This window comes from Asticcacaulis sp. (genome assembly GCF_051956075.1).
Classification (GTDB): Bacteria; Pseudomonadota; Alphaproteobacteria; order Caulobacterales; family Caulobacteraceae; genus Asticcacaulis.
Genome location: NZ_JBQCGA010000056.1, coordinates 1 through 14,514 on the forward strand (window position 1 = coordinate 1; position 14,514 = coordinate 14,514).

Below are 14,514 nucleotides of genomic sequence, written 5' to 3' on the forward strand. Positions count from 1 at the left end.
GAGCTCAAGGGCTTGTCCGAGACCCTGCAGGAGGAGACCGCGGTGGCCACCGAGGCGCTCACCTCCGAGCTGCGCATGCTCGAGGACCTGGTGGCGCGCATGGGCGAGGACATGGACGCCCGCGCCGCCGCCCCGCCCCAGGCCGTCGCCCACGGCGGCCGCAGCTTCGGGCGGCCGGAGTCGGCGCTGTTGCAGACGGTGCGCGAGGCGCTGGCCGACAACCGGGTCGACCTCTACCTGCAGCCGGTGGTGAGCCTGCCGCAGCGGCGGACGGTGTTCTACGAGAGCTTCTCCCGTCTGCGCGATGAGACCGGCCGGGTGATGATGCCGGCCGAATACCTGGCCGTGGCCGAACCGGAGGGCCTGGTCGCCGCCATCGACAACCTGCTGCTGTTCCGCTGCGTGCAGATCGTCCGGCGCCTGGCGCGGCAGGACCGCAAGGTCGGCATCTTCTGCAACATCTCGCTGGCCAGCCTGGCCGACGAGAGCTTCTTCCCGCAGTTCCTGGAGTTCCTGGCCGACAACCAGGACCTCTCCGGCGCGCTGATCTTCGAGGTCGGCCAGGCCGCCTTCGAGGACCGCGGCCCGGTCGCGGCCAGCAACATGGCCAAGCTGGCCGACCTCGGCTTCCGCTTCTCCATCGACAAGGTGGTCAGCATCGACTTCGACCTACAGGATCTGCACCGTTCCGACGTGCGCTATGTCAAGATCGGCGCCTCTCTGCTGCTGGAGCAGTTGCTCGACGTCGAGGGCAAGCCCGCGCTGAAATTCCTCAAGGATATTCATGCGGGCGATTACGCCGGTCTGCTGGCGCGCTACGGCATTGAGGTCATCGCCGAAAAGGTCGAAAGCGAAAAACAGGTCGTCGATATTCTCGAAATCGACATCGGCTATGCCCAGGGCCACCTGTTCGGCGAACCGCGCGCCATCAAGGAGCAGGTGCTGGCCGAAACCGACCCGCCCGCGGGCTTTATCAAATCCACCCTGCCGCAGATGCGCCGACGCGCCTAGCTATCATACTGGTTTAGGGGTAATCTGGTTTTATGGGAAGACTGTCGCCAGATGAGATCACACGCATGAGCGCCGTCGAAAAGCTGGAGCTGATCGGTGATCTGTGGGACAGTCTGGACGATGAGACTTTCGGAGTTCCTGACTCGCATCGCGCCGAGCTCGAACGTCGTCTTCAGACGCTTGACGACGATCTCTTGCACGGCGTCGCATGGTCTCAGTTGAAGGCCGACCTGACTAAGCGCTGATATGACCGGCATAATTTTTACGCTGGCGGCGCGTCAGGACGTCATGGATGCGCAGACCTGGTATGAAAAGGAAATGCCGGGATTAGGTCAGCGCTTTGTGGAGACTCTCGATGATCGGATACAAGGCATAGCCGCGCACCCTATGCGTTATCCGCAAGCGATTTCTTCCATACGGCGTGCGCGTTTGGCGCGATTTCCTTATGTCATCTATTTTCGCGAACATGGCGGTGATATTCACGTCCTCGCCTGCTTTCATTCCAGTCGCAATCCAAGCGTCTGGCAAAAGCGTTTATAGGCCTTTCCCAGCGCAACTATAGCCGCTAAACAGCCCGCATCCCATCTTCCGCGCGCGAGTTTTGCATGCCCCATCCCGAACTTCTAACCGGACTGTCCGGCGTCGCCGATCGTTACGACGCCCTGTTCTGCGACATCTGGGGCGTTTTGCATAATGGCCGCCAGCATTTCCCGCCCGCATATGACGCGATCCGGCGCTTCAGGGAGACGCGCGGCCCGGTCATCCTGATCTCCAACTCGCCGCGTCCGCGCGACAGCCTGATCGAACAACTGGCTTCGCTCGGCATCCATGACGACGGCTTTTCCGAGGTCATTTCCTCCGGCGACGCCACGCGCGCATATTTGCGCAAATTCGCCGCCGAAGGGCCGGCCTGGAAGCTCGGCCCGGAGCGCGACAATGTCATCTATGACGGCATCGACATCGCTCTGACCACGCGCCCGGAAGAGGCCGCCTTCATCTCCTGCACCGGCCTGTTCGACGACGAGAACGACACGCTGGAGCAATATACCCATGCTCTCAGCCGCGCCGCCGAGCGCAAACTGGTGATGATCTGCGCCAATCCCGACAAGGTGGTGCAACGCGGCGACAAGATCATTCTGTGCGCCGGGTCTCTGGCCGATCTCTACGCCAGCCTGGGCGGCCCGGTCATCATGGCGGGCAAGCCCTATGCGCCGATCTACGATCTGTGCTACGCCGCCTGTGAGCGTCTGACCGGCAAACCGCATGACAAACGCCGCATCCTCGCGGTCGGTGACGGCCTGCCTACCGACGTGCTGGGCGCCAATGGTCAGGGGCTGGATCTTCTGTTCATCGCCGCCGGTATTCACGCGCTCGAAGCTACGGACGAGACCGGAAAGCTCGATCCGCTGCGTCTGAAAGCCCTGCTCGACGTGCAGACCGCCGAAGCCAGATATGTCGCCGACGCCCTGCGCTGGTGAGCCTCACCACTCCTTGCGATAGACGATAAAGCCGGTGCGGCGCGCGATCTGGTCGTAAAGACGGCGCGCCACGCGATTCGTCTCCTGCGTATGCCAATAGACGCGCCCGCAGCCGCGCGCCCGCGCCGCTTCATAAGCGGCGGTCATCAGCGCCCGACCGACGCCGCCGCGCCGCGCACCGTCGGCGACATAGAGATCCTGCACATAACAGACCTCGCCCGCCGCCGAGGTGCTGAGGTGAAACACCCGATGGGCCAGCCCGCACAGGGTTTCGCCATCGGTCGCGACCAAAGCGCGGACCGGCGCGTCCGGCGCATTCAGTCGGCGCCACAGGGTCCGCGTCACCGCTTCCGGCAAGGCCTTGGCGCCGCTGCGGCCATAAAAGGCGTTGTAGCCGTCCCACAGCGTCCGCCAATCGGCGTAGTCTCCGCTGTGGATGTCGCGCACCCTCGTCCCGACCATCATCCTCATTCCCGTTAACGCGAAAGGACGCGAAAGCCTCCCGGCCATCGCGTCCCGCTCACCATCACAAATCTTTCCTAACCCTCTGACGGGGTTGTGGATGTCGTATCTGTCTTAAAGTCTTAGTCGAACAGGGCGTCGATATCGTCCTGAGAATTCGTCTTGTTCAGGTCTTCGGGCGACATGTCGAACAGGGCGTCGATATCGTCCTGAGAATTGCCCGCCTCTTCCGCCGCAGGCGCGGGCGTCGGCGCGGGCTTGGCTTCGGCCCTGGGTGCAGGCTGGGGCTGGGGCGCAGTCTTGACCTCAGGCTTGATCTCTGTTTGCGGCGCAGGTTTGGGCGCCTCGACCTTGGCCGCCGGGGCTTCCGGCGCCTTGTTCGCCAGAGCGTCCGGTTTGACCGGGCTGTCCATGGCGGGCGCTTCGTCGAACATGGCGTCGATGGCGTCCTGCTTGGTTTCCGGGCCGCCGATGGCGGGACCGTTCAGCAGCAGGTCACGGCGGCGCTTTTCTTCCGCCGAAACCTCGCTCGGATCGGCGTCGTCAACGCCCAGCGTGCTGGCCAGACGCCCGACGCGCTCCTCGATCTGTTTGAGGACGCCGACCACCTTCGACACGCGCTGGCCGGTGATGTCCTGGAACGAGCAGGCCTCGAAAATCTTCATGACCTCATCATCGACCATGGCCTTGTAGGCCTTGGGATCGCTGATGTCGGCGCCCATAATGGCTTCCGCCGAATTCATAATGGTGTGGGTCGCCGCTTCGGTGTCGCGGGTGATGGCTTCCAGTTCGGCGCCCGCGGTCGGAATGCGTTCCTGCGAAATGTCGTGCGGACGCATTTCGCGGATCTCTTCCTTGGCCTTGGCGATATAGCCCGCAATGATGCGGAACTCGTCCGAGCGGCGCTTGTCCAGCTTCTGGAAGAAGCCGCGCATCAGCGCGACCAGCGCTTCGGACTGCTGCATCAGATTGATCAGCTTGGGTTCGAGTTCGCCAACCGGAACCGAATCGAAATCGATTCCGTCGCGTTCGTCCCTTTTTTCTGCCGGCAGAGCCATAGTAAACCTACGAAAAAGTAAAGTCAGACAGGGACTTAGAATTCACCCAGAACGGCGGTGATCTTCTGCTTCAGAGTCGCCGCATTAAAAGGCTTAACAATGTAATTGTTAACGCCAGCTTTCTTGGCGGCGATGACGTTCTCGGTCTTGCTCTCGGCGGTGACCATGATGAACGGCGTGCGACGCAGAACATCGTCGGCGCGGACCTTGAGCAGCAGCTCGTAGCCCGTCATCGGCTCCAGGTTCCAGTCGGAGATGACCAGGCCGTAGGAGCCCTTTTTCATCTTGTCGAGCGCCTCGGTGCCGTCCGAAGCCTCCTCGACGTTCTCAAAGCCCAACTGCTTGAGCAGGTTGGAAATGATCCGGAGCATGGTCTTATAATCGTCAACCACCAGCACCGGCATGGACATATCGATGGCCATGTTGTAACGCCCCACTTATTCTAAGTGAACCCGCAAGAGGCAGGCCCTTCTTTCAAGACAGGGCCAGTATGCGGCGAACACGCTAAATTCAGGTTAAGAGCGATATTGAATTTTATTATATAAATTCAATGATATAACCTCCATTAACCATGAACTTTTCCCAAAATGCGCCTGAGCGGCGAACTTTTTTGCGCCAAATCGGCACATTAAGACGCAGGCCCGAATAGTAAAATTGCTTGGCAGGCTTGCGGCGCTCAATTAGAGCAGACCCATGAGCCAGAGCTATTATCTTGACGAATTATCGCTGGAGCAGACCGCGACGCGCGTCTTCGCCGTCAGCGACGAAGCGATTCGCGCCTTCGCCGACGTCTCGACCGACCATAATCCCGTCCATGTCGATGAGGACTTCGCCAAAGCGTCGCCGTTTCGCGGACGCATCGCGCACGGCATGCTACTGGGCGCCTATATATCGGCGACCCTGGCGGGCGATCTGCCCGGACGCGGCGCCATCTATGTGTCGCAGAGCCTGAACTTCAAGCGCGCCGTCCGCCCCGGCGACGAGGCCGAGGTGATCGTTACGATCACCGGCATCGACGAAAAAAGCGGTCACGTCACGCTGACCACCCTTGTCAAGGTGCGCGGCAAGACCATGTTGGACGGAACCGCCGTCGTCATCGCGCCCAAGAGACCTAAAACCTAAGTGCCCGTTTCGCTCGCCCACCTGCCGCCCGCCCTGCGCCCGCAAAGGCTGCGCATCGTGCATATTACCATCAGCGACGATTTACGCAGCGTGCGCACCTCGGATCACGCCATGCTGACCGGGGCCTGCGCGGCGATCGGCAGCTTCGACGGCGTACATCTTGGCCATAAGCATGTCATCGAGACGGCGGTGCGCCGCGCCAGAGCCGCCGGTCGTCCCGCCGCCGTCATCTGTTTCGATCCGCATCCGCAAAGCTATTTTCGCCCGGATGGCCCGCCGTTCCGGCTGATGCGCCTGTCACAGCAGATGCGCGCTTTTGAAGCCCTGGGCGTCGATGTCGCCTATGTGCTGCATTTCGATGCGAACATGGCCGCCCTGTCGCCGGAAGCGTTTGCGCGGCTGATTTTGCGCGATCACCTGATGCTGAGCCATGTCAGCGCCGGTTTCGACTTCCAGTTTGGCGCGAAAGGCGCAGGCCACGCCGCCGATCTCGAAGCCTTTGGCGCGCGTTTTGGCTTCACCACTGAGATCGCCGCCTGCCAGAGCGACGCCGCCGGACGCAAACTGTCGTCCTCAGCGGTGCGCGAAGCGTTGCAGCTTGGCGACATCGCTACTGCTACGGCCATTCTCGGTCGCCCGCAGGCCTATCTGGGCGTTGTGCGGCACGGCGCCAAGTTGGGTCGGACGCTTGATTTCCCCACGCTCAATATTGATCTGGGCGCTTACCTGCGCCCTCGTTACGGCATCTATGTCACGCGCACGAAACTGGCCGACGGGCGACTGATCGACGGCGTCAGCAATATCGGCGTGCGGCCCAGCGTCGGCGGCGATGTCGAATTGCTGGAAGTCTATCTGTTCGACTTCAGTGAGGAAATTTACGGCCAGATGACGGAGACGCAAGTGCTGGCCTTCCTGCGCCCGGAGGCCAAGTTCGACGGGCTGGACGCGCTCAAGGCCGCCATCGCCGAAGATGCGGCGCAGGCGCGCGCCTGGTTCCGCCATCACTGAACGACCTCCACGCCCTCAAGAATAACGCCCGGATCGAGCGGAACGATGCGGATGCTGGCAGGACTGTCGATGACGCCTGCGTCCTGAACCAGCCGGTTGGCCATAACGCCCGCCTCCCAGCCCTTGTCCAGATCGTCGCGCGCATAGGTCAGAATCTGCGCCGGGCCGTTATTGACCGACACGCTCAGGCGCCAGGCCTTGGCGTCGTCCGCCGGGAAGATCGGCAGGATAGCGATGCGCAGGCGGCCGCGCGCATCGCCCTTGACCGTCAGCGGCGCCACCGAGTCGGCGCGCAGCACGTAATCTAAGCGCCCCATGCCTTCGATACGTGTCCAGCCTTTCACGGGCGGAAAAGGCAGAAGCGTCACCGTCTCGACCGGCGCGGGGTTGAGCGCCTGTTTCGTCCCCGGCCACGGCGGCGGCGCGGTGCGGAACGACCATTGTTTATCCGCCGGCTCCTCATTGATCAGCCCTGCCCATTTGCCGTCCTGCAGGCGATTATAACGCGCGTCCAAGGCCGTGATCGCGTCGTCGGCGACATGGGCGGCGGCTTCGCCGGAGACCTTGCACGGCTTGCCGGTTTCCAGACATTCCAGCGCGAAATAGCGGCGATTGGCCAGGGCGCTGGCCGCGACCGGATAGCCGACCAGCTCGAAATAAGCATCGCTGTGCGTGGACGCCGCATCGGCGTCGCGGCGCAGCGCATCGAAGGCAGCCACGCGCGCGTCGATCGCCACGGCGTCGAGCGGGCTGGCCACGGGCGCAGCGCCCTTCCCCCAGTACCATTGCAACTGTTCGGGGCGGCGCTCGAAATTCAGTTGGTAATAGCGGTCCAGCACATCGCCGATGCGCGCCGCGTGTTCGGCCCCAAAGGTATTGCTCGCAAACTGCGTCAACCATTGCTTTTGCGTCAGTTTACGCGTCGCACCGACATTCCACGCCAGATCGAAGGCGTAACTCATGTCGATCTCGGCGGGCTTGATGTCGCCGACATTGAAGATCCACATACGACGCGCGCCGTGATCCCAGGCCCGGCCCATCTCTTCGCCGATCAGGGCGGGCGGCGTGGTGGACAGCCAGATATAGCTGACCGGGCCGCCCAGATATTCAAGGTGATAATAGACGCCGGAACCGCCCGAGCGCTGGCGCTCCTTCGCATCGGGAAACTGGCGGATATAGCCGAAATTATCGTCCGGCCACATGATGGTCACATCGTCCGGCAGGTTGAGGCCGGTGCGGTAAACGTCCAGCACCTCCTTATAGGGCACGAAGACTTGCGGCAGGGTTTCCGGCGGCCCGACCTCCTCGGCCAGCAATTGCCGCTGATCGTGCAGGATCCGGTTCAGCAGGGCGCGCTTTTCCTCGGTCGTCTTCGCGCCGACCATGGCCGAATCGTGAATGCCGCGCATGCCCAACGTGTAGATGTTCTCGTAACGGCCGTTGGTTTTCAGCCGCTCGCGCCAATAGTCGCGCACCTCATCCGGGTGCGTGGCGTAATTGTAATTTTCCGGGTCGTCCGTCCATTCGCCGACATTGTTCCTCAGCATCGGCTCGGCATGCGACGAGCCCATAAGAATAGCATAGCGGTCGGCCAGGGCCGCATTGGCCGGATCGAGGTTGAACGCCTTGGACACCTTATGCATGGCGGGCCACAGCGTATTGGCGCGCAGGCGCAGCATCAGGTCGAAGACGCGCGCATAGGTTTTGGGGCCGATATTGCCGTAGGCCGGATCGAAGGTCTTGGCCGCCCACGGCTCCAGCCCCCAGTCCTCGTCATTGATGAACAGGCCGCGATACTGCACGCTCGGCGGCCCGAAACGCCGCAGGCCCGCCGTGACATAGAGGGCGTCGCGATGCTCAGGCGTCACATCGGCCCACCACACCCAGGGCGAGACGCCGATGCTGCGCGACACCTCATAGGCGCCATAGGCCGCGCCGCGCCGGTCGGACCCCGCAATGACGAGCGCCTGAGCGACGCCCGGTTTGGGATGATCGACCACGGCGATGACGTAACATTCCCAGCAGGCGTTCAGCTTCGACAGGTCGAGCTTGTCGCCCAACCCGTCGATCAGTTTGCTGTGGCCCTTGACTCCGATCCAGATTTGCTGCGCTTCGTCTGTGTTCAGTGGCGCAGCATGGCCGGTGACGCGGCCCATATCTTCCGACAGATCATGCGCGGCGATTCCCACTACGGGGGCGTCGTTCGGATCGTAAACGATGCTGGCCCCGACCAGCGCCATGCCGCCGGGTTGCGGCTGATCGCCGATCCAGTCCGCGGCCTGCGCCAGCCCCGGCAACAGGCAGAGCATCAGGACGAGCAGAGCGTGACGCATGACGGCTTCCGATCATTTTTGATCGAAAACGACTACATCGCGGCTGTAGGAGAGTCAAATGGGTCTGACAGGCTGGCGCAGAAGGGTCTTACATTTTTCCGGCGCGACCTTGCGTGGGTCGCTCAGATAGATTTCGTGGTGTCGGCCCGCCGGTTTCAGACCCTGCGCGGGCAGCCAGTCTTCGTGCAGCCGTTGCAGAGTCGGGCCTTCGTCGTCATAGGAACCGACGTGCAAAATCTGCGCGCACAGCCCCTCCTCAAGCGTCTCCAGCCGCGCCTTCTCCAGCCCCGGCAGGCCCTTTTTCATCAGCACCTCGCCCTTGGCGGCGCGCACATGCTCGGGCGTGATCCAGTCCGGTTGCAGGATCATCAGGGTCCACGACCTGGCGGCCTTGTCGCGGCGCGTAAACGCCGTCATGTTCTTCGCCCACCACAGCCCCTCCAGCGGCCCGACCACGTAGTCGCGGCCAAAGGCGTTCCTGCTCATGAATTTCAGCGTGTACGACAGGGCGTATAGGGCTTCGACGGCGGCGGCGTAGGCGGGCGCCGTGTTCGGATCGCCCTCGCCGTCCACCATCAGATAATTCAAAGCCGGAACCTCGATCAGCGCGAACTCTCTGGCGCTGGCGTGATAAAGGCTCTTATATTCAGTCTTGAAGTCGATTTTCGCCATAACGCGGCTCCCTTTGCTGATAGAAGCCTACCGCCCTGCGCGACAATCGGCGTCAGCAGCACATTAAGCTAGGCAAGCGCGGGAGCCTCTGATAAAGCCTGCCTCCATGCTGATAAACGGGTCCGCGATACGAATTTGACGCCCGGCGCGCGCTGCCTAAGCCGACGCGCCGGGATGATCCACGCCGCCCCTGTCCTTAAAAACACGCAGACGCTTAATCCATGTCCGATACCGAAAACACCCGCGATTACCGCGACACCGTCTTTCTGCCCGAAACCGATTTCCCGATGCGCGCCGGCCTGCCCAAGGCCGAGCCGGAAATGCTGAAAAAATGGGACGAGGCCGATCTCTATCATAGCGTGCGCAAGAGCCGTCAGGCGGCGAACGCGCCTTTGTTCGTGCTGCACGACGGCCCGCCTTATGCGAACGGCGACATCCATATCGGCCACGCGCTGAACAAGATCCTCAAGGACTTCGTGGTGCGCTCGAAGTTCCTGATGGGCTATGATGTCGATTACGTGCCCGGCTGGGACTGCCACGGCCTGCCGATCGAATGGAAGATCGAGGAGCAGTTCCGCGCCAAGGGCCGCAAGAAGGACGAGGTGCCTGCCGCCGAATTCCGCAAGGCCTGCCGCGACTATGCGACGGGCTGGATCGACGCGCAGCGCGAGCAGTTCAAGCGCCTCGGCGTGCTGGGCGATTGGGAGCATCGCTATGCGACCATGGATTTCGACACCGAAGCCAAGGTGACGGCGGAGTTCCACAAATTCCTCATGTCGGGCCAGCTCTATCGCGGCTCCAAGCCGGTCATGTGGTCGCCGGTCGAGCGCACGGCGCTTGCCGACGCCGAGGTCGAATACCACCCGCATGTCTCGCCGACGATCTGGGTGAAGTTTCCGGTAACAACAGTGTATCGAAGTGGCGCTGGAGTTTCACCTGGCGCTCCGCCGTCTCAGCATCCATTTGTAGGTGCCTCGGTGCTAATTTGGACTACGACACCTTGGACTATTCCAGCCAATAGAGCCGTCTCCTTTAATCCAAGCATTTCATATGGACTTTATAAAGTTACCGAAATGCAAGATGCCTCAACATTGGGCTTTGAGCCTTGGGCTAAACCCGGTGATCGCTTTATCTTAGCTAAAAATCTCGCGAGCAGTGTGCAAGAAGCTGCCAAGATTACTTCTTGGGAATTCGTGAGCGATGTGCATTTGAATTCAAATGCCGCTTACTCGGAGCGCCTCGAATTACAACACCCCCTCGCCGCGCTGGATGACGGCTACGGCTTCGACGTCCCCATGCTGGAGGGCGATCATGTCACCGACGACGCCGGTACAGGCTTTGTCCATACCGCGCCCGGTCACGGCGCCGACGACTATCTCGTCTGGCTGAAATCGGGTCGTTCGCTCGATTCGATCCCCGATACGGTCGATCCCGACGGGGCCTATTACCCGCATGTGCCGCTGTTCGGCGGTCTCAAGGTCATGGAGACCGAGGGTAAAAAGGCGGGCAAGTTCGGCGACGCCAACAAGCTTGTGATGGAGAAATTGATCGAGGCGGGGAACCTGCTGGCGCGCGGTCGGGTTGAACACTCATACCCGCATTCGTGGCGCTCCAAGGCCCCGGTGATCTTCCGCAACACGCCCCAGTGGTTTATCCGCATGGATGGTGATCATGTTGGCGACGACAGTCTGCGCAGCCGCGCCCTCAACGCCATCGACGCCACCGCCTTCTATCCGGCGGCGGGCAAGAACCGCATCCGCTCGATGGTTGAGACGCGCCCGGACTGGCTGATCAGCCGTCAGCGCAACTGGGGCACGCCGCTGGCCATGTATGTTGACAAGCTAACGGGCAAACCCTTGCAGGATGAGGCCGTCAACAAGCGCATCATCGACTATATCCGCGAAGGCGGGGCCGACGCCTGGTTCACGCGCCCGGATTCGGACTTCCTCGGCAATGGCTACAATCCCGACGATTTCGAGAAGGTCACCGACATTCTCGACGTCTGGTTCGATTCGGGCTGCACCCACGCCTTTACGCTGGAAGGCCGCGGCGATTCGAAATGGCCCGCCGACCTCTATCTCGAAGGCTCGGATCAGCATCGCGGCTGGTTCCAGTCCTCCCTGCTGGAATCCTGTGGCACGCGCGGGCGCGCGCCCTATGACGCCGTGCTGACCCACGGCTTCGTGCTCGACGAGCAGGGCGAGAAGATGTCCAAGTCCAAGGGCAATGTCGTCGCCCCGCAGGACGTAGCCAAGGAATCGGGCGTCGAGATCCTGCGCCTGTGGGTCGCCCTGTCCGACTATTCCGAAGACCTGCGCATCGGCAAGCAGATCCTGCAAACCACGGTGGACGCCTACCGCAAGCTGCGCAATACGGTGCGCTACCTGCTCGGCGCGCTCAAGGGGTACACGGACGCCGAAGCCGTCGATTACGATCACATGCCGTCGCTGGAGCGCTATATCCTGCACGAGGTTCACCGCCTCGATCAGCATGTGCGCGACGCCTATGACCGCTACGACTTCGCCGATGTGATTCGCCCGGTGTCGGATTTCTGCTCGCAGACCCTGTCGGCGCTCTATTTCGACGTGCGCAAGGACAGCCTCTATTGCGACATGCCGTCGGCCATCCGCCGCCGCGCCTGCCGCACCGTGCTGAACATCCTGTTCGAGCGCCTGACCCTGTGGCTGGCGCCGATCATGACCTTTACCTGCGAAGAAGCGCACGCCTCGCGCTGGCCCGACCAGCCCGCCAACCTGTTCCGCACCCTGCCGGACGTTCCGGCAGAGTGGCATAATGGGCTGGAGGCGATCCGCTGGGGCCGCATCGAACAGGTGTTGTCGGTCGTGACCGCAGCGCTGGAGGAAAAACGTCGGGACAAGGTGATCGGCTCGGCGCTGGAGGCCGCGCCGAAGGTCTACATCACCGACGAAAACCTGCTGGCCGCCTTTATCGATATTGACGCCGCCGAAGTCTTCCGCACTTCACAGGCGAGCCTGATCGCGCATGCCGGTCCGGATGACGCCTTCCGCCTGCCGGAGATCAAGGACGTCGCCGTCGAATTCGCCCGCGCCGAAGGCCGCAAATGCCAGCGTTCATGGCGCATCCTGCCTGAAGTCGGCTCAGACCCGCGCTACCCGGACCTGAGTTTGCGCGACGCCGAAGCGGTCGCGGCATGGGATCAACGCCATGTCCTCTAAGCTATCCGAGATGATCGCTGCCTATATGCGCGCGCCCACCACGACGGCGGGCCTGCGCGCGCTGGCTCTGGCTGCGCTGGTCCTTGTTCTGGATCAGGCGTCGAAGCTCTGGGTGCTGCACGGCCTCGGATTTCAGCAACCGGGTGACAGCGTCACGATTTTGCCCTTCTTTTCCTTCACCTATGTGCAGAATATCGGCATCAGCTTCGGCTTGTTCGGTTCCGAGGGCGCGGGGCGCTGGCTGCTGGTGACGTTCCAGTTCGCCGTCGCCCTGTTTCTGATCGGCTATGTGCGCAGTAAAAGCCAGCCCCTGCTGGTCGCGGCCCTGGCCCTGATCATCGGCGGCGCCATCGGCAACGGACTGGACAGGGCGCGGCTGGGCTTTGTCGTCGATTTTCTGGACTTTTCCAGGACGCACGTTTTCCCGTGGGTCTTCAATATCGCCGACAGCGGCATCACCATTGGCGTCGCCTTGCTGATCTGGCATTTCATGCGCGCCGACAAGGATCAGGCGTCGCAACCTGACGCCGGTTAAGGACGCTTGGCAGGCGGCGTTAAACACAGTATCACTTCCCCTGCTGGCGGGTTTCCGGCAGGCAATTTGGAGCAGATGATGAAATCGGTGAAGGTCGCGACGGGCGTAATGTTGCTGGCGGGGATAGGCGTCCTCGGACTGGCGGGCTGCAGCTCGACCAAGAACGCCCTGGGCCTCAACAAGGTCGTGCCGGACGAATTTCGCGTCGTGACCAAGGCGCCGCTGGTGGTGCCGCCCGACTATGCGCTGCGTCCGCCCAATCCGGGCGAGCCGCGCCCGCAGGAATTGCAGCCGGAAAGCCAGGCGCGTCAGGCCCTTCTGGGCCAGCGCGACGCGGTCAACCGCTCCGAAGGCGAAAAGCTGCTGGTCGAAAAGGCGGGCGCCGACAAGGCCGATCCTTTGGCGCGCTATGTCGTCGATGATCAATTCGGCGATCTGGCCTATAAGGAGCCGTCCTTCGCCGACAAGGTGATGTTCTGGCATAAGCCCAAGGCCAATCAGGCGACCGACGCCGCCTCTGTCGGCAGCGACGCTTCGACGCCCGTGGACGCGCAGGCCGAAGAGGCCCGCCTGAAGGCGCTGGTCGGCGATCAGCCGATCATCATCGAACAGAGACCGGCGGAACGTAAGTTCAAACTGCCGGGTCTTTAAATCTTACGCGAAATTCATTTGGCGAATTCTGTAGAAGGGCGTTCCATGCGAACGCCCTTTTTCCTTGCCGGAGGCATGCTATGAAAATCCTGCTCTCATCCGCTCTTGCCCTCACCCTGCTCGCATCGCCCCTCCTCGCCCACGCGCAGGACGCCTGCGCGCCCGGCGCCTCCGTCGATACGAGGTTGGCGGCGGCTCTGGCCCGGCCCGACCGGCCCGACAACCAGACCGCGCTCGACCCTGTGCGCGAGAGCGAGGATCGTTTTCTGTTAAGCTGGATCAAGCCCGGCGACCATGTCCTCGATCTCGGCGCAGGCGGCGGTTATTCCAGCATGCTGCTGTCGGCGGCGGTGTGCGGCGGTTCGGTCGATTCGCAAAATCCGGCCCAGTGGGACAACGCCTTCAAGCAAGGTCCGGCGCGCGCAGCCATGGCGCAGGCGCGGCCCAATATCCACCTTGTGCAAAGCGATTTCGATAAGGTGCCTGTCCCGGCGAAGCCCTATGACGCCATCTTTATCGGGACGATCTATCACGACACCTATAATGAACCTGGCGCCAATGGCGTTGCGATGGACAAGGCGCTGAACGCCACGCTGAAGCCCGGCGGTCTGGTCATCGTGGTCGATCACGCCACGGCGCGCGGCGCCGGAACGACGCAAACCTCCAGCCTGCATCGGATCGACAAGCAGGTCGTCCTCGACGATTTCAAGGCGGCGGGTTTTGAACTGCTCGCCGATTCGGACGCCCTGGCCAATCCGGCGGACGATCACACGCTCAAGGTGTTCGACCCGGCGATCCGCGGCCATACCGACCGGTTCGCCCTCGTGTTCAAAAAGCCGGAATAGGATTTTTAACCACGGAAAGCACGGAAATCCAGATCCGGCTTCATGCGGCATGGATGACATAATGATGCGCAAGAGCGGTCGCTTGCAGATGTTATTCTCGAATGTCCGTGTTTTCCGTGTTTTCCGTGGTCGATCCTTCTCT

15 protein-coding genes are annotated in these 14,514 nt (G+C 62.1%); 10 read left to right on the forward strand and 5 right to left on the reverse strand.

What is annotated here, in order from left to right:
• From ACTHLA_RS14385 to ACTHLA_RS14400, 4 genes are all read left to right on the forward strand, one after another.
• The coding region (locus ACTHLA_RS14385; protein WP_440190731.1) for an EAL domain-containing protein at window positions 1-1,011 on the forward strand (1,011 nt) is incomplete at its 5' end.
• Window positions 1,012-1,076: 65 nt separating this feature from the next.
• On the forward strand, window positions 1,077-1,256 hold the full coding sequence (locus ACTHLA_RS14390; protein WP_440190734.1) for an addiction module protein: 180 nt from the start codon (window positions 1,077-1,079) through the stop codon (window positions 1,254-1,256).
• A 1-nt stretch (window position 1,257) separates the two neighbouring features.
• On the forward strand, window positions 1,258-1,551 hold the full coding sequence (locus tag ACTHLA_RS14395; protein ID WP_440190737.1) for a type II toxin-antitoxin system RelE/ParE family toxin: 294 nt from the start codon (window positions 1,258-1,260) through the stop codon (window positions 1,549-1,551).
• Window positions 1,552-1,616: 65 nt separating this feature from the next.
• Window positions 1,617-2,489 (forward strand): TIGR01459 family HAD-type hydrolase, encoded by an 873-nt coding sequence (locus ACTHLA_RS14400; RefSeq protein WP_440190740.1) that lies wholly within the window; start codon window positions 1,617-1,619, stop codon window positions 2,487-2,489.
• 3 nt (window positions 2,490-2,492) lie between these two features.
• On the opposite strand, the gene ACTHLA_RS14405 is transcribed toward ACTHLA_RS14400, so the two are convergent.
• The 3 genes from ACTHLA_RS14405 to ACTHLA_RS14415 all read right to left on the reverse strand — a co-directional run bounded on the left by ACTHLA_RS14405 (window position 2,493) and on the right by ACTHLA_RS14415 (window position 4,431).
• Window positions 2,493-2,954, reverse strand: coding sequence for an N-acetyltransferase family protein (locus ACTHLA_RS14405; RefSeq protein WP_440190743.1), 462 nt, complete (start codon window positions 2,952-2,954; stop codon window positions 2,493-2,495).
• 119 nt (window positions 2,955-3,073) lie between these two features.
• On the reverse strand, window positions 3,074-4,009 hold the full coding sequence (locus ACTHLA_RS14410; protein WP_440190746.1) for a protein phosphatase CheZ: 936 nt from the start codon (window positions 4,007-4,009) through the stop codon (window positions 3,074-3,076).
• A gap of 35 nt (window positions 4,010-4,044) precedes the next feature.
• Window positions 4,045-4,431: a response regulator gene (locus ACTHLA_RS14415; protein WP_440190753.1), complete on the reverse strand. Its 387-nt coding sequence runs from the start codon at window positions 4,429-4,431 to the stop codon at window positions 4,045-4,047.
• A gap of 271 nt (window positions 4,432-4,702) precedes the next feature.
• On the opposite strand from ACTHLA_RS14415, the gene ACTHLA_RS14420 reads away from it, so the two are divergent.
• Both ACTHLA_RS14420 and ribF read left to right on the forward strand, forming a co-directional pair.
• Complete coding sequence (locus ACTHLA_RS14420; RefSeq protein WP_440190756.1) at window positions 4,703-5,131, forward strand: MaoC family dehydratase; 429 nt, start codon at window positions 4,703-4,705, stop codon at window positions 5,129-5,131.
• A complete protein-coding gene (ribF, locus tag ACTHLA_RS14425) occupies window positions 5,132-6,139 on the forward strand; it encodes a riboflavin biosynthesis protein RibF (RefSeq protein WP_440190759.1) in 1,008 nt (335 codons plus the stop codon).
• Here the strand turns inward: ribF and ACTHLA_RS14430 are convergent.
• On the reverse strand, window positions 6,133-8,472 hold the full coding sequence (locus ACTHLA_RS14430; protein ID WP_440190762.1) for a glycosyl hydrolase 115 family protein: 2,340 nt from the start codon (window positions 8,470-8,472) through the stop codon (window positions 6,133-6,135). The two genes, ribF and ACTHLA_RS14430, sit on opposite strands and share 7 nt — an antisense overlap.
• Before the next feature lie 54 nt (window positions 8,473-8,526).
• On the reverse strand, window positions 8,527-9,144 hold the full coding sequence (locus ACTHLA_RS14435) for a GyrI-like domain-containing protein (protein ID WP_440190765.1): 618 nt from the start codon (window positions 9,142-9,144) through the stop codon (window positions 8,527-8,529).
• 221 nt (window positions 9,145-9,365) lie between these two features.
• Between ACTHLA_RS14435 and ileS the strand changes: the two genes are divergently transcribed.
• The 4 genes from ileS to ACTHLA_RS14455 all read left to right on the forward strand — a co-directional run bounded on the left by ileS (window position 9,366) and on the right by ACTHLA_RS14455 (window position 14,372).
• Window positions 9,366-12,341 carry an isoleucine--tRNA ligase gene (gene ileS / locus ACTHLA_RS14440; protein ID WP_440190768.1) on the forward strand — a complete coding sequence of 992 codons (2,976 nt, stop codon included), beginning with the start codon at window positions 9,366-9,368 and terminating at the stop codon, window positions 12,339-12,341.
• Window positions 12,331-12,876: a signal peptidase II gene (lspA, locus tag ACTHLA_RS14445; protein WP_440190771.1), complete on the forward strand. Its 546-nt coding sequence runs from the start codon at window positions 12,331-12,333 to the stop codon at window positions 12,874-12,876. Before ileS ends, lspA begins: the two co-directional genes overlap by 11 nt.
• A gap of 78 nt (window positions 12,877-12,954) precedes the next feature.
• Window positions 12,955-13,527, forward strand: coding sequence for a DUF3035 domain-containing protein (locus ACTHLA_RS14450; protein WP_440191020.1), 573 nt, complete (start codon window positions 12,955-12,957; stop codon window positions 13,525-13,527).
• 80 nt (window positions 13,528-13,607) lie between these two features.
• Entirely contained in the window at window positions 13,608-14,372 is a 765-nt protein-coding gene (locus ACTHLA_RS14455; protein ID WP_440190773.1) for a methyltransferase, read from the forward strand.
• Window positions 14,373-14,514 lie beyond the last annotated feature (142 nt).

What these genes read in the sequence shown, in the direction of transcription:
- ACTHLA_RS14450 (WP_440191020.1), top strand. Translation starts at nt 12,955, where the DNA reads ATGAAATCGGTGAAGGTCGCGACGGGCGTAATGTTGCTGGCGGGGATA.
- ileS (WP_440190768.1), top strand. Translation starts at nt 9,366, where the DNA reads ATGTCCGATACCGAAAACACCCGCGATTACCGCGACACCGTCTTTCTG.
- ACTHLA_RS14390 (WP_440190734.1), top strand. Translation starts at nt 1,077, where the DNA reads ATGAGCGCCGTCGAAAAGCTGGAGCTGATCGGTGATCTGTGGGACAGT.
- ACTHLA_RS14420 (WP_440190756.1), top strand. Translation starts at nt 4,703, where the DNA reads ATGAGCCAGAGCTATTATCTTGACGAATTATCGCTGGAGCAGACCGCG.
- ACTHLA_RS14410 (WP_440190746.1), bottom strand. Translation starts at nt 4,009, where the DNA reads ATGGCTCTGCCGGCAGAAAAAAGGGACGAACGCGACGGAATCGATTTC.
- ACTHLA_RS14430 (WP_440190762.1), bottom strand. Translation starts at nt 8,472, where the DNA reads ATGCGTCACGCTCTGCTCGTCCTGATGCTCTGCCTGTTGCCGGGGCTG.
- ACTHLA_RS14405 (WP_440190743.1), bottom strand. Translation starts at nt 2,954, where the DNA reads ATGATGGTCGGGACGAGGGTGCGCGACATCCACAGCGGAGACTACGCC.
- ACTHLA_RS14415 (WP_440190753.1), bottom strand. Translation starts at nt 4,431, where the DNA reads ATGGCCATCGATATGTCCATGCCGGTGCTGGTGGTTGACGATTATAAG.
- lspA (WP_440190771.1), top strand. Translation starts at nt 12,331, where the DNA reads ATGTCCTCTAAGCTATCCGAGATGATCGCTGCCTATATGCGCGCGCCC.
- ACTHLA_RS14455 (WP_440190773.1), top strand. Translation starts at nt 13,608, where the DNA reads ATGAAAATCCTGCTCTCATCCGCTCTTGCCCTCACCCTGCTCGCATCG.
- ACTHLA_RS14435 (WP_440190765.1), bottom strand. Translation starts at nt 9,144, where the DNA reads ATGGCGAAAATCGACTTCAAGACTGAATATAAGAGCCTTTATCACGCC.
- ACTHLA_RS14400 (WP_440190740.1), top strand. Translation starts at nt 1,617, where the DNA reads ATGCCCCATCCCGAACTTCTAACCGGACTGTCCGGCGTCGCCGATCGT.
- ACTHLA_RS14395 (WP_440190737.1), top strand. Translation starts at nt 1,258, where the DNA reads ATGACCGGCATAATTTTTACGCTGGCGGCGCGTCAGGACGTCATGGAT.